The 26,160-nt window shown below is 58.1% G+C and carries 23 protein-coding genes and 1 pseudogene; 13 read left to right on the plus strand and 11 right to left on the minus strand.

Features of this window, described 5'->3' with window-relative positions:
- Positions 1 to 14 precede the first annotated feature (14 nt).
- The 12 genes from BTUS_RS08115 to glnA all read left to right on the plus strand — a co-directional run bounded on the left by BTUS_RS08115 (position 15) and on the right by glnA (position 12,627).
- Positions 15 to 1,010, plus strand: coding sequence for a branched-chain amino acid ABC transporter permease (locus BTUS_RS08115; protein ID WP_052300585.1), 996 nt, complete (start codon positions 15 to 17; stop codon positions 1,008 to 1,010).
- Positions 980 to 2,530: an ATP-binding cassette domain-containing protein gene (locus BTUS_RS08120; RefSeq protein WP_013075628.1), complete on the plus strand. Its 1,551-nt coding sequence runs from the start codon at positions 980 to 982 to the stop codon at positions 2,528 to 2,530. The genes BTUS_RS08115 and BTUS_RS08120 overlap by 31 nt, the downstream gene beginning before the upstream one ends.
- A gap of 179 nt (positions 2,531 to 2,709) precedes the next feature.
- Positions 2,710 to 3,705 (plus strand): LLM class flavin-dependent oxidoreductase, encoded by a 996-nt coding sequence (locus tag BTUS_RS08125; RefSeq protein ID WP_013075629.1) that lies wholly within the window; start codon positions 2,710 to 2,712, stop codon positions 3,703 to 3,705.
- A gap of 26 nt (positions 3,706 to 3,731) precedes the next feature.
- A complete protein-coding gene (locus BTUS_RS08130) occupies positions 3,732 to 4,364 on the plus strand; it encodes a flavin reductase family protein (protein WP_013075630.1) in 633 nt (210 codons plus the stop codon).
- Positions 4,361 to 5,374, plus strand: coding sequence for a fumarylacetoacetate hydrolase family protein (locus BTUS_RS08135; RefSeq protein ID WP_013075631.1), 1,014 nt, complete (start codon positions 4,361 to 4,363; stop codon positions 5,372 to 5,374). The genes BTUS_RS08130 and BTUS_RS08135 overlap by 4 nt, the downstream gene beginning before the upstream one ends.
- Before the next feature lie 42 nt (positions 5,375 to 5,416).
- Complete coding sequence (locus BTUS_RS08140) at positions 5,417 to 6,574, plus strand: homogentisate 1,2-dioxygenase (RefSeq protein WP_013075632.1); 1,158 nt, start codon at positions 5,417 to 5,419, stop codon at positions 6,572 to 6,574.
- A gap of 95 nt (positions 6,575 to 6,669) precedes the next feature.
- A complete protein-coding gene (locus BTUS_RS08145; protein WP_013075633.1) occupies positions 6,670 to 7,458 on the plus strand; it encodes a metal-dependent hydrolase in 789 nt (262 codons plus the stop codon).
- Positions 7,459 to 7,582: 124 nt separating this feature from the next.
- Positions 7,583 to 8,632, plus strand: a complete 1,050-nt coding sequence (locus BTUS_RS08150) for an AAA family ATPase (RefSeq protein WP_013075634.1) — start codon at positions 7,583 to 7,585, stop codon at positions 8,630 to 8,632.
- Positions 8,629 to 9,246, plus strand: coding sequence for a GTPase domain-containing protein (locus BTUS_RS08155; RefSeq protein WP_013075635.1), 618 nt, complete (start codon positions 8,629 to 8,631; stop codon positions 9,244 to 9,246). The genes BTUS_RS08150 and BTUS_RS08155 overlap by 4 nt, the downstream gene beginning before the upstream one ends.
- A gap of 101 nt (positions 9,247 to 9,347) precedes the next feature.
- Positions 9,348 to 10,652, plus strand: a complete 1,305-nt coding sequence (locus tag BTUS_RS08160) for a methionine gamma-lyase family protein (RefSeq protein WP_322785831.1) — start codon at positions 9,348 to 9,350, stop codon at positions 10,650 to 10,652.
- A gap of 137 nt (positions 10,653 to 10,789) precedes the next feature.
- A complete protein-coding gene (locus BTUS_RS08165; protein ID WP_013075637.1) occupies positions 10,790 to 11,209 on the plus strand; it encodes a MerR family transcriptional regulator in 420 nt (139 codons plus the stop codon).
- Positions 11,210 to 11,286: 77 nt separating this feature from the next.
- On the plus strand, positions 11,287 to 12,627 hold the full coding sequence (gene glnA / locus BTUS_RS08170; protein ID WP_013075638.1) for a type I glutamate--ammonia ligase: 1,341 nt from the start codon (positions 11,287 to 11,289) through the stop codon (positions 12,625 to 12,627).
- Between the two features lie 113 nt (positions 12,628 to 12,740).
- Here the strand turns inward: glnA and BTUS_RS08175 are convergent, their stop codons facing one another.
- Together BTUS_RS08175 and lexA are read right to left on the minus strand one after the other, a co-directional pair.
- On the minus strand, positions 12,741 to 13,148 hold the full coding sequence (locus BTUS_RS08175; RefSeq protein ID WP_013075639.1) for a c-type cytochrome: 408 nt from the start codon (positions 13,146 to 13,148) through the stop codon (positions 12,741 to 12,743).
- Between the two features lie 57 nt (positions 13,149 to 13,205).
- Positions 13,206 to 13,820, minus strand: a complete 615-nt coding sequence (gene lexA, locus BTUS_RS08180) for a transcriptional repressor LexA (RefSeq protein WP_041303961.1) — start codon at positions 13,818 to 13,820, stop codon at positions 13,206 to 13,208.
- 801 nt (positions 13,821 to 14,621) lie between these two features.
- Between lexA and BTUS_RS18840 the strand changes: the two genes are divergently transcribed.
- Complete coding sequence (locus BTUS_RS18840) at positions 14,622 to 15,029, plus strand: LysM peptidoglycan-binding domain-containing protein (protein ID WP_169307952.1); 408 nt, start codon at positions 14,622 to 14,624, stop codon at positions 15,027 to 15,029.
- Positions 15,030 to 15,144: 115 nt separating this feature from the next.
- On the opposite strand, the gene BTUS_RS08195 is transcribed toward BTUS_RS18840, so the two are convergent.
- The 9 genes and pseudogenes from BTUS_RS08195 to BTUS_RS08230 all read right to left on the minus strand — a co-directional run bounded on the left by BTUS_RS08195 (position 15,145) and on the right by BTUS_RS08230 (position 26,160).
- Positions 15,145 to 15,741, minus strand: a complete 597-nt coding sequence (locus BTUS_RS08195; protein ID WP_245543404.1) for a DsbA family oxidoreductase — start codon at positions 15,739 to 15,741, stop codon at positions 15,145 to 15,147.
- Positions 15,742 to 16,262: 521 nt separating this feature from the next.
- A pseudogene (locus tag BTUS_RS17470) lies at positions 16,263 to 16,478 on the minus strand (hemerythrin domain-containing protein); the annotation flags it as partial.
- Positions 16,479 to 16,784: 306 nt separating this feature from the next.
- Entirely contained in the window at positions 16,785 to 18,281 is a 1,497-nt protein-coding gene (locus tag BTUS_RS08200; RefSeq protein ID WP_245543379.1) for a zinc ribbon domain-containing protein, read from the minus strand.
- Complete coding sequence (locus BTUS_RS08205; RefSeq protein ID WP_013075644.1) at positions 18,178 to 18,900, minus strand: IS607 family transposase; 723 nt, start codon at positions 18,898 to 18,900, stop codon at positions 18,178 to 18,180. Before BTUS_RS08205 ends, BTUS_RS08200 begins: the two co-directional genes overlap by 104 nt.
- 2 nt (positions 18,901 to 18,902) lie before the next feature.
- Positions 18,903 to 19,430 (minus strand): DUF542 domain-containing protein, encoded by a 528-nt coding sequence (locus BTUS_RS08210; protein ID WP_013075645.1) that lies wholly within the window; start codon positions 19,428 to 19,430, stop codon positions 18,903 to 18,905.
- Positions 19,431 to 19,560: 130 nt separating this feature from the next.
- Positions 19,561 to 20,322, minus strand: a complete 762-nt coding sequence (narI, locus tag BTUS_RS08215; RefSeq protein ID WP_013075646.1) for a respiratory nitrate reductase subunit gamma — start codon at positions 20,320 to 20,322, stop codon at positions 19,561 to 19,563.
- Between the two features lie 37 nt (positions 20,323 to 20,359).
- Positions 20,360 to 20,989, minus strand: coding sequence for a nitrate reductase molybdenum cofactor assembly chaperone (gene narJ / locus BTUS_RS08220; protein WP_013075647.1), 630 nt, complete (start codon positions 20,987 to 20,989; stop codon positions 20,360 to 20,362).
- Entirely contained in the window at positions 20,982 to 22,484 is a 1,503-nt protein-coding gene (gene narH, locus BTUS_RS08225) for a nitrate reductase subunit beta (protein WP_013075648.1), read from the minus strand. Before narH ends, narJ begins: the two co-directional genes overlap by 8 nt.
- Positions 22,474 to 26,160, minus strand: a complete 3,687-nt coding sequence (locus tag BTUS_RS08230) for a nitrate reductase subunit alpha (RefSeq protein ID WP_013075649.1) — start codon at positions 26,158 to 26,160, stop codon at positions 22,474 to 22,476. Before BTUS_RS08230 ends, narH begins: the two co-directional genes overlap by 11 nt.

Below are 26,160 nucleotides of genomic sequence, written 5' to 3' on the forward strand. Positions count from 1 at the left end.
AAAGGAAGAACCTGATGCGACGAAAGTATGTATACACGGCGCTCATCGCAGTGGTTGTCGCAATCTGTCCGTGGATCGTGGGCCCGTTTTGGACGCAAATCATGCTGTTGACCGGGTTATACGCCATGTGTATCCTGGGTCTTTCACTTCTTATCGGCCACGCCGGACTAGTATCCTTGGCCCAGGCGGCCTTTTGGGGGATCGGCGCCTATGTTTCCGCATTCCTGTCCTTGAAGCACGGGTTTCCGACCACGCTGACTTTAGTGGCGGGTTTGGCGGTTGCCGGAATCGTCGCCTTTCTACTCGGTTGGTTGACCAGGCGGTTGGCCGGTCACTATCTGACCCTCGTCACGCTCGGGGCCGGAATGATCATGAATCTCATTTTTGTCGAAGAATCGCAGTGGACCGGTGGAGCCTCCGGACTCAGCGAGATTCCGCACCTATCTGTGGGATCTTGGGTGATCGACTCGGATCTGCAAATGTATTACCTGGTGTGGGGGATCCTCGCGCTGCTGCTGGTATTGATATGGAACCTTCTCCATTCGCCGTGGGGGCACACCCTTCAAGCAACGAGAGACAGCAGCACCGCTGCGTCCGCGACCGGGGTGGATGTCGGCAGATTCAAGGTCCAGGCTTTCGTGGCCAGCGGAGTCCTGGCGGCCTTGTCCGGAGGCCTCTATGCTCACTATATGACCTTCATCAGTCCGGAATTGTTCAGTTTTAAGCAATCGATCCTCTTTCTTCTCATGGCCGTCGTGGGAGGCCCTCTCTCGATTTGGGGACCGATTGTCGGTGCAATGCTCCTGACCGTTCTAACCGAAGCCTTGCGCAGCATTATGCCGATGTTCGGCACGAATACGGTGGGACCGTTGGAAACGCTGATCTTCGGTGTGCTCCTGCTGGTGGTCATTCTGTTTCTTCCCGGTGGAGTGATGTCTCTCCTGGCCAAAGAAAAGATCGGAAGGGGGGAGGACAAACCATGGCGCCGATTCTCGTGGCCAAGAACCTGACAAAGCGATACGGCGGTATCTACGCCCTTCGAAATTGTAATTTCGAGGTAAACAACGGAGAAATCATCGCGGTGATCGGACCGAATGGCGCCGGCAAATCGACCCTGTTAAATTGTATTACCGGGCTTGTCCGACCCGACGAGGGTGAGGTCTTACTCAACAACCGGTCGCTGGCGAATCTACAGCCGCATAGGATTGCCGAACTGGGCATCGCCCGTACCTTTCAGAATATCAATCTGTTCTCGGAACTGACGGTGCTCCAAAATGTCCAGATCGGGATCGCCTCGTTCCGAAAGATTGAATTCTGGAAGGCTCTTCTCACAGGCGGAAAGGGAATCGGCCGTCGAGCGGAATCCGAGGCCCGGGCGATGCTTCAACGGTTCGGGTTGGAATCGCTGGCCGATGTGCCGGCCAGGCACTTGTCTTTCGGGCAGCAGCGGTTGGTGGAAATGGCGCGCGCCCTGAGCCAGCAACCGAAGTTATTGCTTCTCGACGAGCCGGCTTCCGGGTTGAATCGAGGCGAACGCGAACGACTGCTGGAACTGCTGGTCGACATCAGTCGCCAGGGTATCGCCGTGATTTGGATTGAACACGACCTCGGCAGCGTCATGAAAGTGGCCCACAAAGTGGTGGTTCTCGAATTCGGCGAGCAAATTTGCTATGGAGAGCCGGAGGAGGTGCAAAAAGACCCGAAGTTCATCAAGGCGTATCTGGGCACGGAAAAGGCATCCCATTTCAATCGAACGATTGAACCCGGGTCACAACAAAAAGAACCTCTGTTGATCGCTCAAGATCTTCACACCTATCGGGGGACGGTGCGAGCGCTGAACGGGGTGAGCCTGCGGATCGGCGAAAGTGAATTGGTCGCGATCATCGGTCCGAACGGTGCAGGGAAATCAACGCTCCTGGGTACGCTTGCGGGTCAGTTTCGCCCTCGCCAAGGGCGGGTTCAGTTTCGGGACGTCTCGATAACCGGTCTTCCTCCCGAGTCGGTGCACCGTTTGGGAATCACCCTGGTTCCTGAACGGCGCGGCCTGTTCCCGACGATGACCGTGGAAGAGAACCTGATGCTCGGGGCGTACACAGAAGTTCCATTCATGAGGTCACTCGGCTTACCGCCGAAGGAGGTGATGGAGCAGTGTGAGAAGATGTACACGTTGTTTCCCCGACTGAAGGAACGAAGAAAACAACTGGCAGGCACCTTGAGCGGGGGGGAACAACAGATGTTGGCCGTGGCCAGGGGCCTGATGGCTGAGCCAGTGTTGCTGATGTTGGACGAACCGTCTTTGGGGTTGGCGGAAAAGCTTGTGGAACAACTGTTTGAAGCCTTGCGTCGGTTGGCGGACCAAGGGACCGCCGTCCTTTTGGTCGAGCAGAATGCCCGAGCGGCGCTGCCCATCGCGGACCGGGTCGTCGGGCTCGATCGTGGAACCGTTCGTTACGAAGGGTTACCCAACGAGTTCGGGGAAGACGAGATTCTTCATCTTTACAACGCAAGATCGATAGAAATGGGAATATAAACGCGACGAAATCGTCGAAGGCGGCGATCTTAAGCTGTCTACCCACGGGGGAAGGGGGAACACCCCGACCTTGGGAAGTGGGAGGGCGCAGCCATGGATGTTCCAACAGGGCTGTGCTTTTTTTGTCAAGAAAAATGGGGATCTCGCACATTTTTATCCACGACGTGGGAGGGATTACTGTGAAATTCAGTTTGTTTACTGTCTTTGATAACTATTCCGATATTGTTCCCCGGTCGGCAGATCAATTATTCGAAGAGGTTTTGGAACAAACCGTGCTTGCGGAACAGTTGGGGTTTGATGCGGTATGGTATGCGGAACACCATTTCGCCGAGTACGGGGTCAGCCCCTCACCGCCCGTTCTCCTGGCCGCTGCCGCGAGAATGACCGAACGGATCCGGTTGGGAGTGGCGGTGTCCGTGCTGCCGTTGCGGGATCCGGTTCAGGTCGCCGAAGATTATGCGGTGGTGGATGTTCTGTCCGGGGGACGCTTGAACATGGGCCTGGGAAGCGGATATCTGGCTCATGAGTTCCACGGATTCAAAGTACCGATGGAGGACAAGGCGCTGCGATTCAACGATGCACTGGATGTGCTGCTGAAAGCGTGGCGAGGGGAAACTTTCTCACATCAGGGGCCTTATTACCAATATCCGGAAATCCGACTGAACGTGGTCCCGGTTCAACGTCCGCACCCGGAATTGTGGGTGGCTTCCCTTCGCCAAGAGGGGGTCAAACACATCGCTCGCATGGGATACCGGATCATGGGCATTGCGTACGTGAACAGCAATTCCCGCGAAGAGCTGGCGGAGGTCATTCAGACGTACAAAGAACATGTTCGAGCTCACGGACACGGAGATCCTGACCAATTGGAAATTCCGGTGGCCTTCCATGTCCATGTGGCGCCATCTCTGGCCGAAGCGGAAGCCAACGCGAAAGAAGCCATCAACCTGTATTTACGCACCCGCAAATACGGAAAGGACATCCAGTACGAAGATTTGCGGGCCAGGGAACAAGCGATCTTCGGCAGCCCCGAGGAAGTCGTTGAACAGATCCAGCGCTACCGGGACATCGGGGTAAACCATTTTATGGCTCTCATGAATTTCGGCGCCTTGGATCACCGGAAGGTCATTCAATCGCTCGAATTGTTCGCAAAGCGAGTCATTCCAGCCCTGCGTTAGAAGACCTTTCAGGAGGAGGTGCGGCCATGGAACTGGATCCCGCGAGGCTCGATCGCCAACACAATTACAAGCTTCTGATCGGAGCGGTGCTGCCCCGCCCGATCGCGTTTGTGACCACCAGGGGAAGAGACGGCTTGGTCAACGCGGCACCGTTCAGCTTTTTCAACGTGGCAGCCTCGGATCCGCCTATGATCACCCTTTCGATCATGCGGCGGGGCGGGGTCATGAAAGATACCGCGCACAACATTTCAGAGACCGGAGAGTTCGTGGTCAATGCCGTGCATCGGGATCTCGCCGCCGTGGCAAACGCCTGCTCCGCGGACTACCCGCCGAACGTCAGTGAGGTGGAGGCGATGGGAGTCGATCTCGTCCCCAGCCGAAAAATCAGCGTCCCGGGGATTGCAAAGGCCCGAATCCGCATGGAGTGTCGATTGGAAACCCTGATTCCCGTGGGGCGCGGTCCGAATGCCGATTTGATCGTGGGAGAAGTGGTCCACTTCTATGTCGACGATGCGCTGTATCGGGAGGGGAAAATAGACCTGCATCGATTTGATCCCGTGGGACGCCTTGCCGGAGCCGACTATTGTCGGGTGGAGTCGATTTTTTCGCTGGCGCGGCCGGTGCCCCCTCAACCTCCCGCAGGAGGTGGATCCCGGTGAAATTCGTCTCTTTTCGAACGGCTCGTTATCTCCCTCTTCGACCCGGGTGGATGTTGTCGGACCGGTGGGTGGTGGACATGGAATTGTCCCTTTACTGGGGCAGGGAGGAAGGGATCCTGGACATCTCCCCGGCCGCCTTTCCGAAAACCATGTTTCAGGCGCTGCAACATTGGGACCTGTGGCTGCCGGTGATCCGGGCGATCGACACCGTCATGCGGGAGCGTACGGCAAACCGAGGGGCGGAAGCGGAACAGGGAGAGCAGCCGGATCGGGTCCTTGGAGCGCTTTTGCATTCCACGAACACCGTCCACCTCGGTCCTCCGGTGCAACCGTCGACATTTCGCGATTTTTACGCGTTTGAAGCGCACGTGCGAAACGCCCGGGCTCGTCGGGGTCTGAACGTTGTTCCGGAGTGGTACGAATTCCCGGTTTTTTACTTCTCCAATCCGAATGCCTTCCTCGGGCCGGGAGAACCTGTTCGGCGTCCGCCTTATACAACCATGCTGGACTATGAACTGGAGACGGCCTGCGTTCTGGGGAAAGGGGGGATCGACGTATCTCCGGAAGAAGCCGAATCCATGATTGCGGGCTATATGATTCTCAACGATTGGAGCGCCAGAGACGTCCAGCGGGCGGAGATGAACGTGGGGCTGGGGCCGGCCAAAGGAAAAGATTTTGCCTCGTCCCTGGGCCCTTGGCTGGTCACTCCCGATGAACTCGAACCGTACCGAATCGGCGACCGCTATGATTTGGAAATGACCGCCGCCGTCAACGGCAAGATCTATTCAAAAGGGAATTTCAGAGACATTTACTTCACGTTTCCGCAAATGATCGCCCGGGCCTCGCAGGGCGTATGCTTGGCGCCAGGAGAACTCATTGGATCGGGCACTGTGGGCTCCGGATGCGTCCTGGAACTCGGACCGGAAACCTGTCCGTGGCTGCAACCCGGAGATACCGTAACGTTGACAATCACTGGACTCGGATCGCTCACAAACACCGTTGTTGAATGACGGTTGATCGAAATGAAATGAAAGGGAAAGGGGAGAGCTGCGGTGCCTTTTTATCACAAACTCGGTATTCTGCCGAAGAAACGCCATATCCAATTTCGGAATCCCGACGGAGGGTTGTATCTCGAAGAGGTGTTCGGCACCCGGGGGTTTTCGGGGATTCAGTCGATTCTCTATCATCTGCACGCGCCGTCGGCCGCCAAGTATTATGAGGTGATCGGCGAGGTCCCGCTGGACGGAGAGGCCGCCGATCAGCCCGGGCATCACCGTCATTTTCGAACGTCGGGGCTGAAGGAATCGGGAGACCCGGTTGCCGGCAGGATTCCTCTGTTGTTCAACGAAGATGTGCGCATTTGTCTGGCTAGGCCCACCGAGCCGATGAACTATTTCTACCGGAATGCGGAAGGCGATGAACTGGTCTTTGTTCACCTGGGGACCGGGGTGCTCGAGTCCGTATTCGGGGAGTTGCGGTTCGGCCCCGGAGACTATTTGGTCATTCCGGTCGGTACCACGTATCGTTTTAACTTGGACGAGGGCGAACACGTGCATTATGTGATTGAGGCCAAAGGCCCCATCGCACCTCCGTCGCGGTACCTCAACGAATACGGACAGTTTATGGAAGACGCGCCGTTTTGCGAAAGGGATATCCGGGTGCCGGACCGGTTGGTGACCCATGACGAGCAGGGGAATTACGAGGTCCGGATTCGACAGAAAGGACGGATTTTCCGCGCCGCGGTACCCCATCATCCTTTGGACGTTGTCGGCTGGGACGGCTATGTGTACCCTTGGGCATTCCACATTGAAGACTTCGAACCACGAGTAGGGAAAATCCATCTTCCGCCACCGGTTCATCAAACATTTCAAGGGCCGGGCTTCGTGGTCTGTTCGTTCGTCCCGAGATTGTACGACTTTCACCCGGAGGCCATCCCGGCGCCGTATTATCACAGCAACATCGATTCGGACGAGGTGTTGTATTATGTGCGCGGCGAATTCATGAGCCGCAAGGGGATTGAACCGGGCTCCCTGACACTGCACCCCCGCGGGGTTATTCACGGACCGCAACCCGGAAAAATCGAGGCCAGCATCGGTCAGCGGGAAACGAATGAGTTGGCCGTCATGGTCGATACGTTCCGGCCGCTGACTGTATCCAGGTATGCCCGGGAATGCGAAGATTCGGGCTATCCCTTCAGCTGGTTGGCCTGAGAAGACGTCCGACCATCTTGCTCCAGCGGGGTTATACCCCGCTTTTTGCTCTAATCATAAATGAACAGATCAACTGCGTTTTAGGAGGGGTGGTCATGAAAATCTTGCGTCTTGGCCACGCGATGTATGCCTTCACTACACGAGGCGGAAAGCGGTATCTCATTGATCCGTTCTTCGATTTGAATCCTGGTTGCCCGGAGAAGTACACACAAACGGAATTCTTGCAAAGTGTCGATGGCGTCTTACTCACGCATGGTCACTTCGACCACGTGAGCGGACTGTCGTTACTAAAGCAGGCAAACCCCGAAGTAGTTGTGGTGTGCCAATATGAACTCGGGATGATTTTGATACGGGAAGGATTTCAGAACGTTTACCCGATTAATCTTGGAGGCAGTGTGGCGTTGGAGGGTGTAACGGCAACAATGGTTCCGGCTCGCCACACCTCGTCTTACCGAGAAACGGAAGGCACCCCGATCTATGCCGGCGAAGCGGCCGGGTACGTGATGGAATTCAGCGGAGATCACACCGTATATCACTCCGGGGACACTGCGATCACCATGGATATGAAGTTGATTCAGGATGTGTACGAACCCCGGATCGCCATTCTTTCCGCGTCGGGGCATTTTACCATGGGGCCAAGAGAGGCCGCCTATGCGGTGAGAAACCTTTTGCGAGTTCGGTATGTGATTCCCAGCCACACGTTTCCGACGGAAGCAACTGCCGCCCGGAAGGACGTGTGGCAGAACCTAGTGCAAAATGTGTCGGCGGTTAACGCGATGATGGGCCGGGACAAAGAGCTTGCCCAACTCCTAAAGGATGATCCCGACACTCGGGTGGTGATCATGGGCTACGGGGAAGAACGGGATTTCGACGTGTTAGACTGACCCATCACCAAATTCTCGATCTTGTTTGCGTCGGCGCCCCGCTGCAACCGGTCTGGGCATTCACCCACCTGCCGCGCAGTGCATAGACTGCATCAGCGAGCCGCCCAGAGAGGGGGAGAGCGCCGTGAAAAACTCCAGGCGAAGTCCGGGCCATGTGACAGAACAGATCATTCGCCGTTATGTGGAAGGGGAGCTGGCCCTGGCCGAGGCACTGAGGCAGATGTATGACACACCCCCGCCGGGGAGGAGCAGACACGGCGCGGCGCCGTCCGCGGGCTGCACCCAGCTCCCCGGTGCCCCCGTCGGGGCAAAAGGGGCGGTATCGCCCGCCTCTCGGGAAGAGCTTTACCGGGAAATGGTGGAGGAGCTCAATCAATTCGTTGGGCTGCAACGCCTGAAAGACGTTCTCCAGGAAGCGTTCGCCTTCGCGGAAATCCAAAGTCGCAGGCAGGAGTGCCGGCTGAAAGCGGTACCCGTGGTTTGGCATATGATCTTTCGCGGCAATCCCGGAACGGGGAAAACCACTATGGCACGATTTGTAGCCAAATGGCTGCACCGGTTCGGGATTCTGAGCAAAGGCCAATTGATCGAGGTGGAACGCGCCGACCTCGTGGGCGAGTACATCGGCCACACGGCCCAGAAGACCCGGGAACAAATCCAGCGCGCCCTGGGAGGGGTGCTGTTCGTGGATGAAGCCTATTCCCTGGCCCGGGGAGGCCCTAAAGATTTTGGCCGAGAGGCGGTCGACACCTTGGTGAAGGCCGCGGAGGACCACCGGACCGACCTGGTCGTGGTGCTCGCCGGATACCCTCGGGAAATGGAGGCATTCTTACGCCTGAATCCCGGGCTCCCTTCCAGGTTTCCAATCCAATTGCATTTTGACGATTACTCGGCCGACGAACTTCTCGCCATCGCCGACCGCATGTTGGCCGAACGGGAGTATCGGCTCTCTCCTGACGCCCGGCGCCGGCTCAGCGCCTGGTTGAGCGAACAAACCGCCGCGGGAACGTGTTTTGGCAACGCCCGCTTTGGCAACGCCCGCCTGGTCCGCAACGTCTTAGAACGCGCCCTGCGCCGCCAGGCCCACCGCCTCCTCCGAGAAGGAATCCGGGACCGGGAGGCGTTGATGACTCTTCGGGCCGAGGATTTCATCTGGGAGGTGGGGGAGAGGTGAGGATACAGGGGACCGTGGTCGGCATCACCGCCGCTGGAAAAACCATGTTCTGGCTACAACTGGGGGCTCTGCTCGCCGGCCGCAAGCTGCCCATCCGCCGGAAGGATCAGCGGGGGCGCACCGTCAAGGAGCGGTTAGCCGTGGAAGAAGCCCGCCGGCGGCTGTGCGCCTTCGGGCGGCACAAGACCCAAGAACCGCAATGGGTGGACGCCGCGGTACGGCGCTGGCACCCCTGGATCACATTGCGGCTTGTCGATACGGCGGGTTTGGTGGCGGATATCCATCCCGACACACAACTTCGACAACATATGGGAGAGTCTCTTCGGTGTCTGTCGGAGAGCAGGATCTGGTTTCACGTCGTCGACCTCGGGCGCACCGCGGCCCAGGGGTTTCAACTGAGTGATGTCGATCGTACGCTGATGGAAGTGGGCAGGCAAACGTCCCATTACGTCGTCATCGGGAACAAAATCGACTTGCCTGGCGCGGCCCGGGCGGCGGAGATGCTTCTGAAACACGGGGAGGATATTCCGATCTTCGTGGTGTCGTCTCTTTATCGCACGGGCTTTACACCGGTGGTACAATGGCTGCGAGAGGTCTGTAAACATTCCGCTTGACGGACGCCAGATGCAAAGACACCTCGTCACCCGTTTATGATAGAATCCGAAACAAAGGGCTTGGAATTGCGGAGTTCACGGGCCGCGTTATCAGCAATGAGGTGAGCACCATTCACACAGAAGGTCCACACAGCGATCGCCAGGAGGATTTCACGCGGATCGCAGAAACAATCGAAGACCGGATTGCCCGGCGCCGCCGCGCCATTGAACGCACGGCCATGATGAATCAAGAGAGGGTACTGGAAGCCTTTCGGCACTACCGCGTCGCCGATGTGCACCTGCGGGGATCCACGGGTTATGGGTACAACGACCGGGGCCGCGAAATTCTCGATGGCATCTATGCCCGGGTCTTCGGGGCGGAGGCCGCTTTGGTGCGCCCTCAGATCGTGTCCGGCACCCATGCCCTGGCCCTGGCACTGTATGGCGTTCTTCGCCCCGGGGATCGGTTGGTCTATGCAACCGGAGAGCCGTATGACACGTTGCGCACCGTGATCGGGAAGGGAACCGGTCAAAGTGAGGGTACATTGGTGGAGTGGGGGATAACCTATACACAGGTGGATTTGACATCGGATAACCGGGTGGACCTGGACGCGTTAGAGAAGGTACTGTCCGCGGTCCCCGTTCGTATGGTGGTGTTGCAGCGCTCCGGGGGTTATTCGGGTCGCCGGGCTCTTTCGGTGGACGAGCTCGAACAGGCCATCTCCTTGGTCAAGAAAATCCAACCGGAGGCGGTGGTTCTCGTGGACAACTGCTACGGAGAGTTCACCGAAACCCGGGAACCCACTGAAGTTGGGGCAGACTTGGCCGCGGGCTCGTTGATCAAAAATCCTGGGGGGGGATTGGCGCCCACCGGCGGGTACGTGGTCGGGCGAAAAGATCTCGTCCATGCGGCCGCTTGCCGCTTGACAGCCCCGGGAGTGGGGGAAGAGGCCGGGCCCACGGGCGCGGAATGGCGCCTGTTTTACCAGGGATTTTTCCTCGCCCCTCACGTGGTTTCCCAAGCGCTGCAATCCGCGGTGTTCGGTGCCGCCCTCTTTGAAACTTTGGGCTTTCCAACCCAGCCCCGGTGGAATGATCCCCGAAGCGATCTGGTCCAGCAGTTCGACCTGCCATCGGCGGAGGCCGTGCTGACGTTCTGCCAGGCCATCCAGTCCGCATCTCCGGTGGATTCCTACGTCGTCCTCGAGCCCTGGGCCATGCCCGGGTATCCCGACCCGGTGGTCATGGCCGCGGGGACTTTCGTCCAAGGCGGATCCCTGGAACTGTCTGCGGATGCCCCCATGCGCCCCCCGTACCGGGTTTTTGTCCAGGGTGGTTTAACCTACGAACACGGTAAACTTGCTTATCTGCACGCGGCCCGGTCCTTGCGTTCCTCCGGCTTTCTCCCTAAAAGTGAGCGGGCCTAACAGTTACGTTAACTCACATCGAGTTGACAACTTTGCGCCCCTGGGGGTATAATGAATTAGAAAATCAGTGCATTCCCCGTCCGTGAACCCCGTGGTCAGTGGTGATCAGTATCGGAAGCCAAAGGGGATGATCGCGTATGTCAGATGATGTGCGGCGCAATTTGGCCCTGTTTCCCATCGGGATCGTACAGAAGTTGACCGAGTTGAGCGCTAGGCAGATTCGCTATTATGAACAGCAGGGATTGATTCAACCCATTCGCACCAAGGGCAATCAGCGCCTTTTTTCTTTCCGGGACGTCGAACGCCTGCTCGAGATCAAGAAACTGATCGATCAAGGTCTGAATATCGCGGGGATTAAAAAGGCCTTGGGACCGGCCGAAAAACCCACCGATGTCGAAGACCTTCCGAAGGAAGAGCGACTTGCGGTGGAAGGGAATCGCAACCTCACGGACCGGGACTTGCACGAGTTGCTGAAAAAAGAGCTCATCGCCCAATTGGAGCGACCGGGTAGACCGGCGTCGCTGATCCAAGGCGAGCTCTCCCGGTTTTTCCGTTAAAGAGCGAGACGATTCCCTGTCAGAGGGCGGGGAATCGTTTTGTTACATATCTGTGAAGAGAAGAAAGGAGTCCATCGATGCCACGCCAGTACACACGCGAAGACATTATGCGAATGGTCAAAGAAGAGAACGTCCGTTATATTCGCCTCCAATTTACTGACTTGCTCGGTATTATCAAAAACGTCGAAATCCCGGTGAGTCAGTTGCCCAAAGCCCTGGACAACAAGATCATGTTCGACGGTTCGTCGATCGAAGGTTTCGTCCGCATCGAGGAATCGGACATGTATTTGTATCCGGATCTCAACACGTGGCTGATATTTCCCTGGATCGGGGGAGACGGAGGGCGAGTGGCTCGGCTGATTTGCGATATTTACCTTCCGGACGGCACCCCCTTCCCCGGAGATCCTCGGGGAATTCTCAAACGAGTCCTGCGCCAAGCCCAGGACATGGGTTTCTCCACCATGAACGTCGGGCCGGAACCGGAGTTTTTCTTATTTAAGATGGACGAGAGCGGCAGCCCCACCACCGAAGTGAACGACCAAGGGGGATACTTTGATCTGGCTCCGGTAGACCTGGGGGAAAACTGCCGCCGGGAGATCGTATTGGCTTTGGAACAGATGGGCTTTGAAATCGAGGCCTCCCATCACGAGGTGGCGCCTGGCCAGCATGAAATCGACTTTAAATATGCCGATGCCGTGTCGGCGGCGGACAATATCATGACCTTTAAGTTGGTGGTCAAGACGATCGCCCGGCAGCTCGGTCTGCACGCCACCTTCATGCCAAAACCGGTGTTCGGGATTAACGGATCCGGGATGCACACCCATCAATCTCTGTTCCAGGGAAGCGAGAATGCGTTCTACGATGAACGGGACGAGTTCGGCCTGAGTGAAACGGCGAAACAGTACCTGGCGGGAATCCTCGCCCATGCCCGGGCGTTCACCGCCATCGCCAACCCTACGGTGAACTCTTACAAGCGCTTGGTGCCAGGATACGAGGCGCCGGTTTACATCGCGTGGTCGTTCCAGAATCGGAGCCCCTTGGTGAGAGTGCCCGCTTCCCGGGGCTTGAGCACCCGGATCGAAGTGCGCAGCCCCGACCCGTCGGCCAATCCGTACCTGGCCTTGGCGGCCATGCTGGCTGCGGGACTGGATGGGATCCGCAACCGTATGCCCTTGCCGGAACCGGTCAATCGCAACATTTACGTGATGACGGAAAGCGAACGCGTGCAGGCCGGGATTTTGACGCTGCCTGCCAGTTTGAAAGAAGCTCTGGATGAGCTGAGCCGGGATGAAGTCATCGTCAATGCCCTGGGAGAACACGCGTTTACACATTTTGTCGAGGCGAAATTGATTGAGTGGGATATGTTCCGCACCGCCGTTCATCCCTGGGAGCGGGACCAGTACTTGAACCTGTATTGATCGGCGCCGTCAAACAAAAGACGTGGAAGCTCGCCTTAAGGGTGGCGCGCCGATGGATTGAACAACCCCTGCAACATGCTGCAGGGGTTGTTGCCTAATGATGAAGTTCTGCGTTACTTTTGCTTCGCCAACCATGCAGCCACTTGCTTGACTTGGTCATCGGACTGGAGTCCGCCTTTGGGAGGCATAATCGGTGGATAACCGGCTACCGGCTTCGGATCGTTGATATACTCCACCAGTTGCGCCTCGTTCATCTTGCTCCCGATGCCAAGAAGCTTGGGCCCAGTCTGACCTTCCAAATTCGCTCCGTGGCAACTCGCGCAGGATTGAGAGAAAATCTGTGCGCCCGGGTCGCTCGTATCAACGGGTCCGGAGCCACCCCCTGACTCCGAACCGCTCGCCGTGGCCTCGGTCGACCGTCCCGTTTGAATGGGGAACCAGTTGGCAAATACTCCGATGATAAAAACGAGGCCGAGAACCACCGGTAGGGCAGCCAGAGTCATGCCTTGCCATCTCTTCACACTGACGTCCTCCTGTTCTTAGACTGAGCTGAAACCATCTCTTTTCATTCTACTACTTCATCGAATCGAACGGTAGAGACCGATCACGAGGCCGAGAACTGTCACATTCTTGTAATAGAGTGGGGCCATGGTGGAATTCTCCGGCTGAAGGCGAATGCGATCTTTCTCCTGGTAGAACCGCTTCACCGTGGCTTCTCCTTCGTCGGTCATCGCCACCACAATGTCACCGTTCTCGGCGGTGGGCTGCTGGCGAACCACCACCAAGTCCCCATCAAATATCCCGGCCTCAATCATGCTGTCGCCGACCACTCTGAGCAAGAAAACCGGGTCTCCCCCGGTCCAGGACGCAGGGAGGGGAAAATAATCCTCGATGTTTTCCACAGCGGTGATCGGCAACCCCGCGGTAACCCGGCCCACCACGGGAGCCATGGTGACAGGCCCGACCGTTTGCGCATCCTCCTCCAAAATTTCAATGGCTCTGGGTTTCGTCGGATCCCGGCGGATGTACCCCATCTGCTCCAGCCGGCCCAAGTGACGGTGGACCGTGGCACTGGAAGACAAGTTCACCGCCTCGCCGATCTCCCGAACGGAAGGAGGATAGCCTTTCTCTCTCACTTCTTTCTTGATGAAATCGAGGATATCCTGCTGCCTTCTTGACAATTTCACGAACATCACCTCTTCTCATGGGTGGATCCTGCACGGATCTTGCAACCTGGACTCGGAAGCAGCGTTCACCTTTTTGGACATGCGCTCGGACGGGTGAACTGGGTTTGGCACGTCGATCTCCGTCTGGAAAGAGACGTACCATGCCCGGCCATTTGCGTGGCGTTTCGAATCGTCCCGGCGATGGTCCGGGACTTCACCCACTCGGCCCGGGGCAAGAAGACCTTCGGCCAGACACCCCGCCCGTCCGCATCCCTGGTCGCCAGGTCGAGGTTGATCTGTTTCGGGCGCGGAAAGCGCTGGCCCGCCCCGTCCCGGCTCTTTTTCTTCAATGTCGGGAAACGCGCCGGGTTAGACAGTCTGAAAGCGGCCTTCAGTGGTTTGTCCAGAAATTCGAGCGTCCATTGCAGGGGATGTACGGATGCACCGGCCCAAAATCCGTATTCCTCGCTGTGCCTCTATGATACACCCAATCTGCCAAAAAAACAAACGTATATTTGCCGATCTAAAAGGGCCGTTCCTGTCTTCCTCGATCTGAAAGAGTACCGAGAGTCAGAAAACACCTGCATGCCGCGCTTCATCCTCTTCCCGCAGGCGAGGTTCAAAAACCATTGACACAAACGTTTGTTCCGTGTACACTGGATGCGAACATAAGTTTTGTTCTCGCCCTCGTCTGGGAGGCATACACATGGGGGGACAGGGCTCACTGCATAAAATTGTGTGGGTGTGGGAGAGCGGGACGAGGAGGGCCCATGGTCAATGGTCCTCCAACACAGGGACACATGGTACAGGGAGAGTGAGGGTGAGGCGATGGGAACACCGCTGAGGGGATTGGCCGGGGACGAGAGGATGGAGGGGATCAGCCTCCGGGCGAGCCGGGGAAAAGCCCGGAGACAAGCTTGCCTGATCCCGGGTTTTAGCCCGGCCCGGGAAAGCCTGGCATGGAGCCGGACTGTGCTCGGAATAGGGGTTCTTTTTCTCATGGGGCTGGGGACGGCAGGAGGAGTTTTGTTGCACCACCATCCCCACGCCGAGGCGGGTGAGGACAGAAGCATCACAGTCCAAGAAGGGGACACCCTGTGGAACATCGCGTCGCGGTATGCGGGCCCCGATGTGGATAGGAGAGAGTGGATCTATCAGTTGCGCCAGATGAATCATTTATCAGGAGAAAGTGTCCTTTACCCGGGTATGATTCTTCACTTGCCCTCCGTCCAGTGAAGGATTTTAGAGGAATGGGGGAGCGCAAGGTGAGATTTGTGTAGGTTTGGGAGGGTGGAAAAATGAACGCCCGGCATAACGATGAGCGCCAGAACTACAAACTCCGGCGACAGATTCAATCCTCGGCCTTGACTCCTGTAAGCTTGAGCGAGTCGACCAACCCACCGGCGGTGGGCAACTGATCGTAGTGATGAACCTCCAACCGACGGTGATCGGCTTCATAAACCGGGATGGTCCAGATTCGCGCGCCTGCCGCGCGCTGGAAGTCGGCCTCTAACAGCGCGCGATACTTTTCCTGGTCCAGTGTATTCAGATACCGACTCCCGGATAGACCGGCGGCCTCAGCACACTCTGTCAGTACCCGGCGATCCGACACGTCCAATCCCTTCAAAAACCGGGCATCAAAGACCTGCTGGTGATACGCTTCCTCAACACCCTCTTCCCGGGCGTAATACATGCCGGTGAGGGCATCTCGGGTGTCCACTGGCCTCATGAGGCGAATGTCGAGGCCCAGATCTTCAGAAGCCGCCCGGACATAGCGCTTCACGCCCTCCCGGTAGTCATCGGGTTTGGGCGGGGGAGATGCACCCTCGGGCATGGACCAGGCGACCCATTCGATGGATGCGCCGGTCCGTTTTGCGGCCTCCCGCAGGCGATACCGCCCGATATAACAAAACACGCAATTGTAATCGAAATAAGAAGTGATTCGCATGGTGAACACCGCACCCCCGCATCTGGCTACGCCCTCCGTCTGCCTGCCAGAGGGCACTTTCTTCTCGATAGCTTCACTTTACCCGAATTGCGGCCGGGTGGCAAGATGGAGCGCAGTTGCCCGATGATAACAATTGGCAATGCTTGTTCTCTGGCTATTGATCCAGCGGGAAAGGTGAGGCTTTTTTGATGGCCCGTTTTGAGTCCGATAATGTACATTATGTAAACTAAAAAAGCGGGGCAATGCGTTTCAAGGTCTTTCACCCATTCTTTTGCTTCCCCGAAAATACCCGGGCGTAGATCGCCGTCCGATCCCCGTCCGGTTTTCCTAAAAGCCGCCTCGCCTCCTCGGCATCGAACAGCCTGTGGTTCCCTGGGGCCGGACCGGGCGATGCCGGTGCGATGGCGGCCGTCGCCCGACGTGCCGTTTCTGCCTGCCGGGGGCAAAACCGGAGCTCCCGTCCACCCCGTAGAAACCGGAGGAGTTTCACGGGGCGCGGCCGGGATCCCGGCGTTGTGCAATTACGCTCTGATCCGTTCCTTGGCGGCGCGCAGTTTCGGAAAGAGAATGTTGTTTTCCAAATGAATGTGCGTAAACGTGTTCGATTCCAACTCTTCGAGTTTCGAGAACGTATATTGATAGGTTCCGCATGCATCGGGGGGGACCGCATAGTCGTTTGTCACAGCCCGAATCTCTTTGAGAATCTCTCCGCAGCGGTCGTGTTCTTCCTCAAGCTCTTGAACCGCTCCAAGGGCCGCGTGGTATCAACAGTTGCCGGAATATCTGATCAAAGCTATCCAACAAACCGCTGTCGGCCTGACCTTTGTCTCCTTCCATCCGGAAGGGAGCCACCCCCGGGGTGGGCGCGCTTCTCGGCGTGTGCTTCCTCCCGCGTCCGGCAAGCCAGGATCGGCAAACCGGTCCCCAAGGAATGAAGCTCAGAGCCATCCCGTACCACACGGGCACTCGCGAAAGGCAGAAGCGTGAACCCCTGTCCCGTCCAGGCGGTTAGCCTCCCGCGAGACCAGAGGGATATTTTGCCCTCAGGCAACCTCTGGCTTTGGGTCATCCCCTCTCTGGGGATACACGAATGTCTTCGTCCATTTCCGGTACAGGTTCATCATCCCCACAAAATCTGCATCCGCGCTGTACCGATGGTTCGGGTTCTTGCATGTGAACCGCGAGCCCTGGCGTTCCCCGAGCACCTTGCAGTGCGGACAGACCTGGGACGTGTAGGCCGGGTTGCGCTCCACCGTCAGAATCCCTTCCCGAAACGCCAGGTCCCGGACCCATTCCATGATCTGTCCGCGCAACCAGTACGCCCGTTTGTGGTTCTTCCGCCCGCTCCGGCTCATCTTCTCTTTTGGCGGCCGGTACCGACGCAGGTGCTCGAACACGATCACCTTTGCGCCGTGCTTCTTCGCGAACCGGACAATGGCCAGGGCCGTCTGCTTGGCCGCGTTCTCGTCCAGGTTCCGGATCTTGTTCCACAAGTTCGCGTTGTCTTGGACCCCCGGCTGGAGCTGTCCGCTTTGCGCCCGCTTGCGGTGAATGACGGTCAACAGCCGGTGCCGGCGATGGTTCAAGGCCCGGCCGTCCACGAACCTCGTGGCCGCCAGCCGCCCTTCCACGAACGCTCCCATCACCGCCAACCGGTTGGCCCCCAGGTCCACTGTGACCACCGGCATCTGTGGGTTTGCCCGGCGCTGTTCCTCGGCCTTCCGGGGTTTGTCTACGGATTTCTCCATCGGGATGTGCAGCGCATACCGCACCCCGCCCGGATATCGTTTGTCCCTCTTCCCGTACACCGTCAGGGATTTCGCCACCCATGTCCGGTCCCCTTTTTCTTCGCCGGAACCGGCCTGGGCCGTCTTTGAACGTTTCCTTTCCCAAGCGATTCGTTCTTTCTCCAGGGCGGACCCGGCGAGAAGCGCTTCGGCCTGGGCGTGAACCACAACCGGTAGCGACACCTTTTCCCACTTCTGCCCGGTGTGCAGTTTCAAGCTGATGAATGTGTGCCGCTTTTTCTTCCGCGGGGTCAGGTCATACGCGGGGTGCTCGACCATCCCCGCATAAAACGTCACCGGTACGCCCGGCCTGCCCAGTTGCGGTTCCCGGCCCCGCTTCCCGGGCGGCGCAACCTCCCAGGCTTTCACGGCGCTCGACCAAGATCGGACCTTGCCAATGGCCTGGTTGATTGCCGCCCGCCGCAACTCCGTCGGCATCCCCTTCGCAGACGGAACGTGTTCGTCGAGCGGCCACCCCGGGTTCGGGTGGGCTTTGGTCGCCAAGGTGTGAAACTCCGCGAAGGTCAGCAGTTCTTGGTTGGTGCGCCTTCGTTCTTTGATAGACCCGTCCTTCTTCCGAACCTGGACCGGCTCGTCCAACACGTTCAGATGTGCGGCGAAAAAGTCCATGTAAAACGCAATCACCTGGTTATAGATGTCCTTGGTCCTCTCCAGGGCCTCCCTCTTGCACCGATGGACCTCCCTGTGAATCCCGATCCGGATCGTCTTGATGACCGTGACCAGTTCCCTCACCTCCCATCTCTTTCATGGCCTGCCCAATCTTTTTCCGGAACTCCTGCGACCGCTTGCCGTACATCCGGGCTGAAAACACGGTGATGATCGTCAACAGATCTTCCACCAGCTCCTGCTGGGATGTCTTCGGCTCGGTCTTGTGGGTGGACTCGACCGCCACCCCGTGGCTCTCGAAAAACCGCTCCAGATACCGGTATCCGAACCGCGCCATCCTGTCCGGGTATTCGATCAGCACCCGGTCGATCTCCCCGTCTTCGGCGAGTTTGAACAGGGCCGCCAGTTGTTTCCTGTTCTCGTTGATTCCCGACGCCTGTTCGGAAAACACCCGGACCACATCGTACCCGCGTTCTTCCGCGTACCGCTCCAGCCGTTCCCGTTGCCGCTGGAGATTGCCGTCCGCCTTTTGTTTGGCCGAAGATACCCGGGCGTAGATCGCCGTCCGGTCCCCGGCCGGTTTTCCCAAAAGCCGCCGCACTTCTTCCACGTCGAACAACCTGTGGTTCCCTGGCGAACGAATGGAATGAATCTTCCCGGCCTTTTCCCAGCGACGGATCGTCTGCACGCTCAGTCCCAGCATCTTTGCCACTTTGCCGATCGGTAGATACTGTGTGTCTTTCATGACTATATATTAGCATGAAACAAGGTTAATGTATATATATTTTTAACCTCCAACGACGCATCGGACTTTTGGTTCTCAAACTCCACGATTTTAGGAAACACGACCGTCTCTTCCTTGATCAGGTGTTGTTCAAACTCCATTTTCAGACTGTGAAAGAGACGATGAACAGAAGCCAATTCCCCGTGATTTGCACCGTGAACTCGCAGTATCTTGGTGGTGAGCTCTCCCAGCACAGGAAGCGTCGTGTTCAAATACGCATGGTGGACATTGACGATGTGGTCCACCAAAGCACCCATGGACTCGTTGGCCCAGTTGACATTCTGTTCATTCAGGTTTGCGTTTTCTGCGTACAGGTCGCTCAATTCTTGAAGAATCCGGTCTTCATTCAACCCCGACGCTTGTGCGGCATCGTGAATCGTGCGTCCGCCCCCGCAACAGAAGTCGATCCTGTGCCGTTTGAAAACCTCGGCGGCCTTTGGAAACCGGGCAACCACATCTCCGACTTGGTCACTTCCGGTGAACGTGTGCATTCGAATTCCCCCCTCGTTCTGAGTTGGCCTCATCATCTCATAAACCAAAGCCGGTCGTTGTGCGAAATCTCACATCACCGATTTCGGCCGAGTGCCGGATCGACCCCCGTCGCCGGCTGTCTCGATAGTGTCAGTATTGACGAGACGAGCGCATGCGGTTGCCCTCCGTCATACCCGCATTCGCCGGCGTGCCGGATTTCTCCTCTTGCCGATCGAGATACCGGGTCCTGGAACGGTACTGAATCGGGGCCCGCATGGGATACGTGATCGGCGCGCTCCAGGCATGTACGAGCCTGCTGAACGGGGATACGGCGAAGAGGGCGAACGCAGCGATGACGTGAATCTGGAGCAACAGCGGAACCTGAGCCATCAATCCGACGTCCGGATGCAGCGTGAGCAGTCCGCGCACCCACGGCCCCACAGTATCCCGGTACTCATAAGGTCCGTATATATTATTGTGACCCATGGTGACCACATCGCCCAGCGTGATCACAACGAACAGCAAGACCAGCACGACGTAATCCGACGGTGTCGAATTCAAGCGCACCCGGCGATTGAATATCCGGCGCAGCAACAGGATGACGACACCCAGCCAAGCGGCGAATCCGGCGAGTCCCCCGAGCACATCCGCGCTCAAGTGATACAGTTCGTCCGAGACGCCAAGCCACTGGTGTACCTGTTTCGGAATCAGGAGTCCAATCACGTGACCGCCGGCGACAAACAGGATCCCCCAGTGAAATAGCAGACTCCCCAGCCGCAGCCACCGTTTCTCCAACAGCTCGCTCGACTTCGATCCCCAACCAAGCGGGTTATACATGTACCGGTATATGGTCCCGACGACCATGACCGCCAACGCCAAGTACGGGTAGATGACCCACCAAACCTGTCCCATGTTGCCTCACCCCTCACCCTCGTACGGAACGAGATCGTCATTCGTAATATAATGGATAGGGCAGTTCGTCGAGGTCCGCCGCCTCGCACCGACCGGACGGGTTCCGGAACTCCGCCGGCCCAGTTGTCCCCAAGATCGCGTTTGCGCATCGGAACACCGGCCGGTACGGACTTCCTTCCGGCAATGCCTGTTCAATCTCCCCGCACACCCGCGCGAGCCGGCGTTCCAGTTCCGCGTTGTCCGGTGAGGCGGCTGTGACGGCCAGGAATTCGAACAACAGCGGTAGATGGTCCGGCAGTTCATGATCGGCTTCCTCGAACCCGTGTTCTCTTAGGAGTCTGCGCAACTCGATCAACGCCGGGCCGCGGTCGCGGCTGTCGCCGAATTCGTGAGCAGTGAGGTATAACGCCCGTTTGTCGTTGAAATCAAACGTCTCGACATAGGTGCGTTCCAGCTCGAGCGGATCAGTGTGAAGAAATCGCTCCACGACCGCGGCCAAGGTGTTCCCGATGTCGGGATTCTGGACTTCCCGAGCCCATGTGGCGATCTCAGGCAGTGCTTCCCGCCACATCGCCCATCCCGGATAACTGAGAAGAAAAGCGATGATCCTCCATGCCGCCTGCTTGTCTCTCTCAGTGCACTGTGCAGCCATGCCCTGTTCAGCCACGGGATTTCCCTCCCCAGTGCGCACCGACCGGAGCCGGAACGCCTTCCTGAGGGGCGATGCCTTCCAGGCTGCACGCTCCTTGCTCGTAGGGCAGACTCGGGTCGTGCTCACGCGAGCCGGTTGGGATCACGAACCGCTCGCTGTATTTCGCGACGCCGAACAGTCGGGCCATATCTTCCAACTGCTGGGTGGACATCCCCGCCTCCTGCAAGAGCCGCGAGTCGTCCAGGTCACCGACGGTCTTCCGGCGCATGTGTACCCTCATCGCCATCAAGCGCAGCAGGACTTTGCGAATCACGTGTACGTCCCCGGCCGTCAAGATGGAAGCCAGGTATTCCATGGGAATCCGCATCTCGTCGACTGCCGGAATGTAGGCGTCCAGGCTCATCCGGTCCTCGTTTTGAATGTGGTTCACAATCGGGCTGAGCGGGGGAACGTACCAGACCATCGGCAGAGTCCGGTACTCCGGATGCAAGGGAAGGGCAACTTGCCACTCCACGGCCATCTTGTACACGGGCGACCGCTGTGCGCTTTCAATCCACGCATCCGGAATCCCGGCCCTCCGCGCTTCCCGGATGACGACGGGATCGTTCGGATCAAGGAATACGCTTAACTGCGCCGGGTAGAGGCCTTTCTCATCCTTCACGGATGCGGCTTCGCGCACTTTGTCGGCATCATACAAGACAACGCCCAGATAGCGGATTCTCCCCACGCAGGTCTCGGAGCACACCGTCGGCAGCCCGGATTCGATACGGGGATAGCAGAAATGGCACTTCTCGGCCTTGTGTGTGTTCCAATTGAAATAGACCTTTTTATACGGGCACGCGCTCACGCAAAACCGCCAGCCCCGGCAGGCCTCCTGGTCGACGAGCACGATCCCGTCCTCTTCCCGCTTATACATCGCCCCGGACGGGCAGGCGGCGACACACGCGGGATTGAGACAGTGTTCGCAGATCCGCGGTAAATACATCATGAAGGCCTGTTGGTATTCGAACGCAATGTGCACGGCAAGTTCGCGCAAGTTCGGGTCGCGGGGGGCGATCTCCTTGCCTCCCGCCAGATCGTCGTTCCAGTTCGACCCCCAGACAGGCCGGTCCATCCATTCTCCCGTTAACAGCGAACGCGGCCGGGCCACCGGTTGGTGCCGCCTGCGCGGGCTTTCGAGAAGGTTTTCGTAGTCGTACGTCCAAGGCTCATAGTAATCGTCAATGGTCGGCAGATCTGGGTTGTGGAAAATATTTGCAAGCTTTGTGACGGCTCCCCCCGCCCGCAGGCGCAGTTTTCCGTCTTTCAGCACCCACCCTCCCCGGTACCGGTCCTGATTTTCCCACTCCTGCGGATAACCGGGCCCCGGTCGGGTCTCGACGTTGTTGAACCACATGTATTCCGCCCCGGGACGGTTTGTCCACGTGTTCTTGCAGGTGACGCTGCAGGTGTGACAACCGATACATTTATCCAGATTCATCACCATGGCGACCTGTGCTTTAACTCTCAAGCCAGTCAACCTCCTTCAGCGGCCGGATGAAGGCCATCACGTCGCGCTGGTGCCCCGTCGGACCGTAATAATTGAAAGCATAAGAAAGCTGCGCATACCCCCCCACCATGTGCGTCGGTTTCGGAATCACCCGCGTCACACTGTTATGGGTACCCCCGCGGTCTTTCGTAATCCGGCTCCCGGGGACGCCGATCACGCGATCCTGGGCGTGGTACATCATGGCGATGCCTTGGGGCAAGCGATAGCTCACCACCGCCCGGGCGACGATCGCACCGTTGCGGTTGTACACTTCCACCCAGTCGTTGTCCTTGATGCCGATTTTCGCCGCGTCCTCTTCACTGACCCAAATCGTTTGGCCGCCCCGGAACAGCGAAAGCATGCGCGGGGTATCGGTGTAGGTGGAGTGAATGCCCCACTTTTGGTGCGGCGTCAGATAGCGCACCATCACGGTGCCGCCTTCGTCTTCCGGAATCCGCGCATCCCCCGGTTGGAACGGAGGCAAGCCCAGCGGCGGTCGGTACAACGGCAAGCTTTCTCCGAAATCGAGGATCACTTCGTGATCGAGGTAGAACTGTTGGCGGCCGGTCAGGGTTCGCCAGGGCAACTTAAAATCCACGTTGGCCGTGAACGGCGAATAGCGCCTTCCCTCACCTTCGATCCCGCTCCACACCGGCGTGGGCATCGTCAACCGGGGTTGTGCCGTGATATCCGCCAACGTGAGTGCTTCGTCCTCGCGTCCTGCTGCAATCTGCTTCAACGCCAACCCCGTGTTGCGCTCCAGGGCTTTCCACTCTTCCATGGCCCGATGCCCGTTGGTCGCACCGGAGAGGGTCAGAATCGCTTCGACGACATGGTGATCGTGGTAGAGGGACGGTCTTCCGCAACCAACTCCCTCCTCGTCCCACGTTCCGACCCGTTCCGCCACTTCCCTGTACGCCCGTTCGCCGGAAATCGAGATACCTTTGGACACAATCGACTTTTCCACGAGCGGGCCGAGCGACATCATTTGGTGATACACGTTCGGATAGTCGCGGTGGACGATGACCAAACTCGGCATCGTCTTGCCGGGTATTGGCTCCGCCTCCCCTTTGCGCCAATCGCGCACCTTCCCGTCCGGTTGAGCGATCTCGGCCGGGGTATCGTGACCGAGGGGCACCATCACCAGGTCGTCCCGTGCAGGCAGGATCTTCTCCGCCAGGGTTGAGAATGCCTGTGCGATGCTTCGGAAGATGGCCCAGTCGCTTCTTGCTTGCCATGGGCTCGAGATGGCCGGGTTAAATGGGTGCACAAATGGATGCATGTCAGTGCTGGACAGGTCGTATTTCTCGTACCACGTCGCGGCGGGCAGCACAATATCGGAATACACCCCGGTGCCGGTCATGCGAAAATCGATGTTCACAAGGAGATCCAGCTTGCCTTGCGGCGCTTGACCCTCGATCTTGACGTCGGTGGGTTTCCACGTGGTACTCTCCTCCGCCAGCACATGGCCGTCGGCCCCGAGCAGGTGGCGCAGAAAGTACTCGTGACCTTTGCTGCTTGCCCCCATCAGGTTCGAGCGCCAGACGAAAAACACGCGGGGGAAGTTTTTCGGATTGTCCGGGTCTTCCACCGCCCATTTCACTTCTCCCCGGCGAATCCGCTCCACCACTCGCTGCACAATCTCCTGATCGGTGGTTGCTCCATGCGCCCTCGCCTCGTCCACAAGGTCCAACGAATTTTGTTCAAATTGCGGATAGGACGGCGCCCATCCCAGCCGGGCCGCCATCGCGGCCATGTCCGCCGGATGCATGTGATGGAAACGCCCGCCGAGCGGCGAACCCATCGTCGCCGTATCCAGTTCTTCGTAACGGAACTGGTCTGTCACAAAATAGTAGAACGTCGTTCCCTGCATGTGCCTCGGCGGTCTGACCCAGTCCGTCGCAAACGCGACCGTGGACCAGCCTTCCAGAGGCCTGACTTTTTCCTGTCCGACATAGTGCGCCCAACCGCCTCCGTTGACACCTTGGCACCCGGTCAATAACACCAGGTTGATGATGCAACGATAAATCAGGTCGCTGTGGTACCAATGGTTGGTGCCGGCTCCGAGCGCAATCATCGACCGCCCGCGGGTGCGCGCCGCATTCTCCGCAAATTCACGCGCCACCTGAATCGAAAGTTTGCGGTCTACCCCCGTGATGGCCTCCTGCCAAGCCGGGGTGTACGGAACGGGATCGTCGTAGTCTTTGGGATAATCACCGGGAAGTCCGCGGCCGACTCCACAATGGGCCATCAGGAGATCCAGCACCGTGGCGACGTAAACGGCTTGACCGTTTTTGTCGGTCAGTTTCTTGGCCGGCACGCCGCGTCGCAACGTCTCCCCTTGATTTGCGCCAAAGTACGGGAAGTCCACCAATACGACTTCATCCGCCCGGTCGATCAGACTCAGCACCGGATTGAGCGGTCTTCCGTCGGCATCCTCCATGTTCAGATTCCATTTGCCGGACTCGTCCCACCGAAATCCGATGCTTCCCTTGGGAATTGCCGGCGAATCCGAGTTTTGATCCCAGACGAGGGTCTTCCATTCCCCCAGCGTTTCGTCCTCATGTAAATCCGAGGCGTGCAGAAAGCGGTCGGTCGTAAACGCGTCCCCACGTTTCTGCAGAGTGACCAAGAACGGCAGATCCGTGTATTGTTTCACATACTGGGAGAAATACTCGGTCTCCCGATCTGCATAAAATTCTTTTAAGATCACGTGTGTCATCGCCATGGCCAGGGCGGCGTCCGTCCCGGCTTTGGCCGGGAGCCAAAGGTCGGCGAACTTGATGTATTCAGCATAATCGGGGCTCACTCCGACAACTTTGGTGCCGTTGTAGCGGGCTTCCACCATGAAGTGTGCGTCGGGGGTGCGGGTCATCGGCAAGTTCGTGCCCCAAATGATGAAGTATTTTGTGTTGTACCAGTCCGCGCTTTCCGGTACATCCGTCTGTTCGCCCCAAATCTGCGGGGACGCGGGCGGCAGGTCAGCGTACCAGTCGTAAAAGCTGATGATCGTTCCCCCGAGCAGCGACAGAAACCGCGCTCCCGCCGCGTAGCTCACCATCGACATCGCCGGGATCGGGCTGAATCCAACGACCCGGTCCGGCCCGTACGCTTTGATCGTGTAAATCGTGGCCGCGGCAATGATCTCGGTGACTTCCTCCCAGGTCGTCCGCACGAGACCGCCTTTTCCGCGCGCAGACCAATATCTGCGCTTTTTCTCCGGGTCGCCGACGATACTCTCCCACGCCTCGACCGGGTTGGCCGCCTGCTGCTTGGCTTCCCTCCACAAAGAGAGAAGCTCTCCCCGGATGTATGGATATTTGACTCGCAAAGGGCTGTACGTGTACCAGGAAAAGCTCGCCCCGCGCGCACAGCCCCGCGGTTCGTACTCGGGAAAATCCAAGCCCAGGGACGGGTAGTCGGTCTGTTGCGTTTCCCATGCGATGATCCCGTCCTTGACGTGGATTTTCCAACTGCACGAACCGGTGCAGTTGACACCGTGGGTGGAGCGGACCACTTTGTCGTGCTGCCATCTCGCACGGTACAGGTTCTCCCAATGTCGGGAGCGAACGCTTTCCTCGGACCATCCTTGGTTGAACGTGTTTCTGGGCCTCAAGTGCAACAATAGGTTTCGAAACGGCGTATTCCGGTTCGGCAT

This window comes from Kyrpidia tusciae DSM 2912 (assembly GCF_000092905.1).
Lineage (GTDB): Bacteria > Bacillota > Bacilli > Kyrpidiales > Kyrpidiaceae > Kyrpidia > Kyrpidia tusciae.

What these genes read in the sequence shown, in the direction of transcription:
- BTUS_RS08210 (WP_013075645.1), bottom strand. Translation starts at nt 19,430, where the DNA reads ATGCACACGTTCACCGGAAGTGACCAAGTCGGAGATGTGGTTGCCCGG.
- BTUS_RS18840 (WP_169307952.1), top strand. Translation starts at nt 14,622, where the DNA reads ATGGGAACACCGCTGAGGGGATTGGCCGGGGACGAGAGGATGGAGGGG.
- BTUS_RS08165 (WP_013075637.1), top strand. Translation starts at nt 10,790, where the DNA reads ATGTCAGATGATGTGCGGCGCAATTTGGCCCTGTTTCCCATCGGGATC.
- BTUS_RS08230 (WP_013075649.1), bottom strand. Translation starts at nt 26,160, where the DNA reads ATGCCGAACCGGAATACGCCGTTTCGAAACCTATTGTTGCACTTGAGG.
- BTUS_RS08115 (WP_052300585.1), top strand. Translation starts at nt 15, where the DNA reads ATGCGACGAAAGTATGTATACACGGCGCTCATCGCAGTGGTTGTCGCA.
- glnA (WP_013075638.1), top strand. Translation starts at nt 11,287, where the DNA reads ATGCCACGCCAGTACACACGCGAAGACATTATGCGAATGGTCAAAGAA.
- lexA (WP_041303961.1), bottom strand. Translation starts at nt 13,820, where the DNA reads ATGTTCGTGAAATTGTCAAGAAGGCAGCAGGATATCCTCGATTTCATC.
- narI (WP_013075646.1), bottom strand. Translation starts at nt 20,322, where the DNA reads ATGGGACAGGTTTGGTGGGTCATCTACCCGTACTTGGCGTTGGCGGTC.
- BTUS_RS08130 (WP_013075630.1), top strand. Translation starts at nt 3,732, where the DNA reads ATGGAACTGGATCCCGCGAGGCTCGATCGCCAACACAATTACAAGCTT.
- BTUS_RS08145 (WP_013075633.1), top strand. Translation starts at nt 6,670, where the DNA reads ATGAAAATCTTGCGTCTTGGCCACGCGATGTATGCCTTCACTACACGA.
- BTUS_RS08120 (WP_013075628.1), top strand. Translation starts at nt 980, where the DNA reads ATGGCGCCGATTCTCGTGGCCAAGAACCTGACAAAGCGATACGGCGGT.
- BTUS_RS08195 (WP_245543404.1), bottom strand. Translation starts at nt 15,741, where the DNA reads ATGCGAATCACTTCTTATTTCGATTACAATTGCGTGTTTTGTTATATC.
- BTUS_RS08205 (WP_013075644.1), bottom strand. Translation starts at nt 18,900, where the DNA reads ATGAAAGACACACAGTATCTACCGATCGGCAAAGTGGCAAAGATGCTG.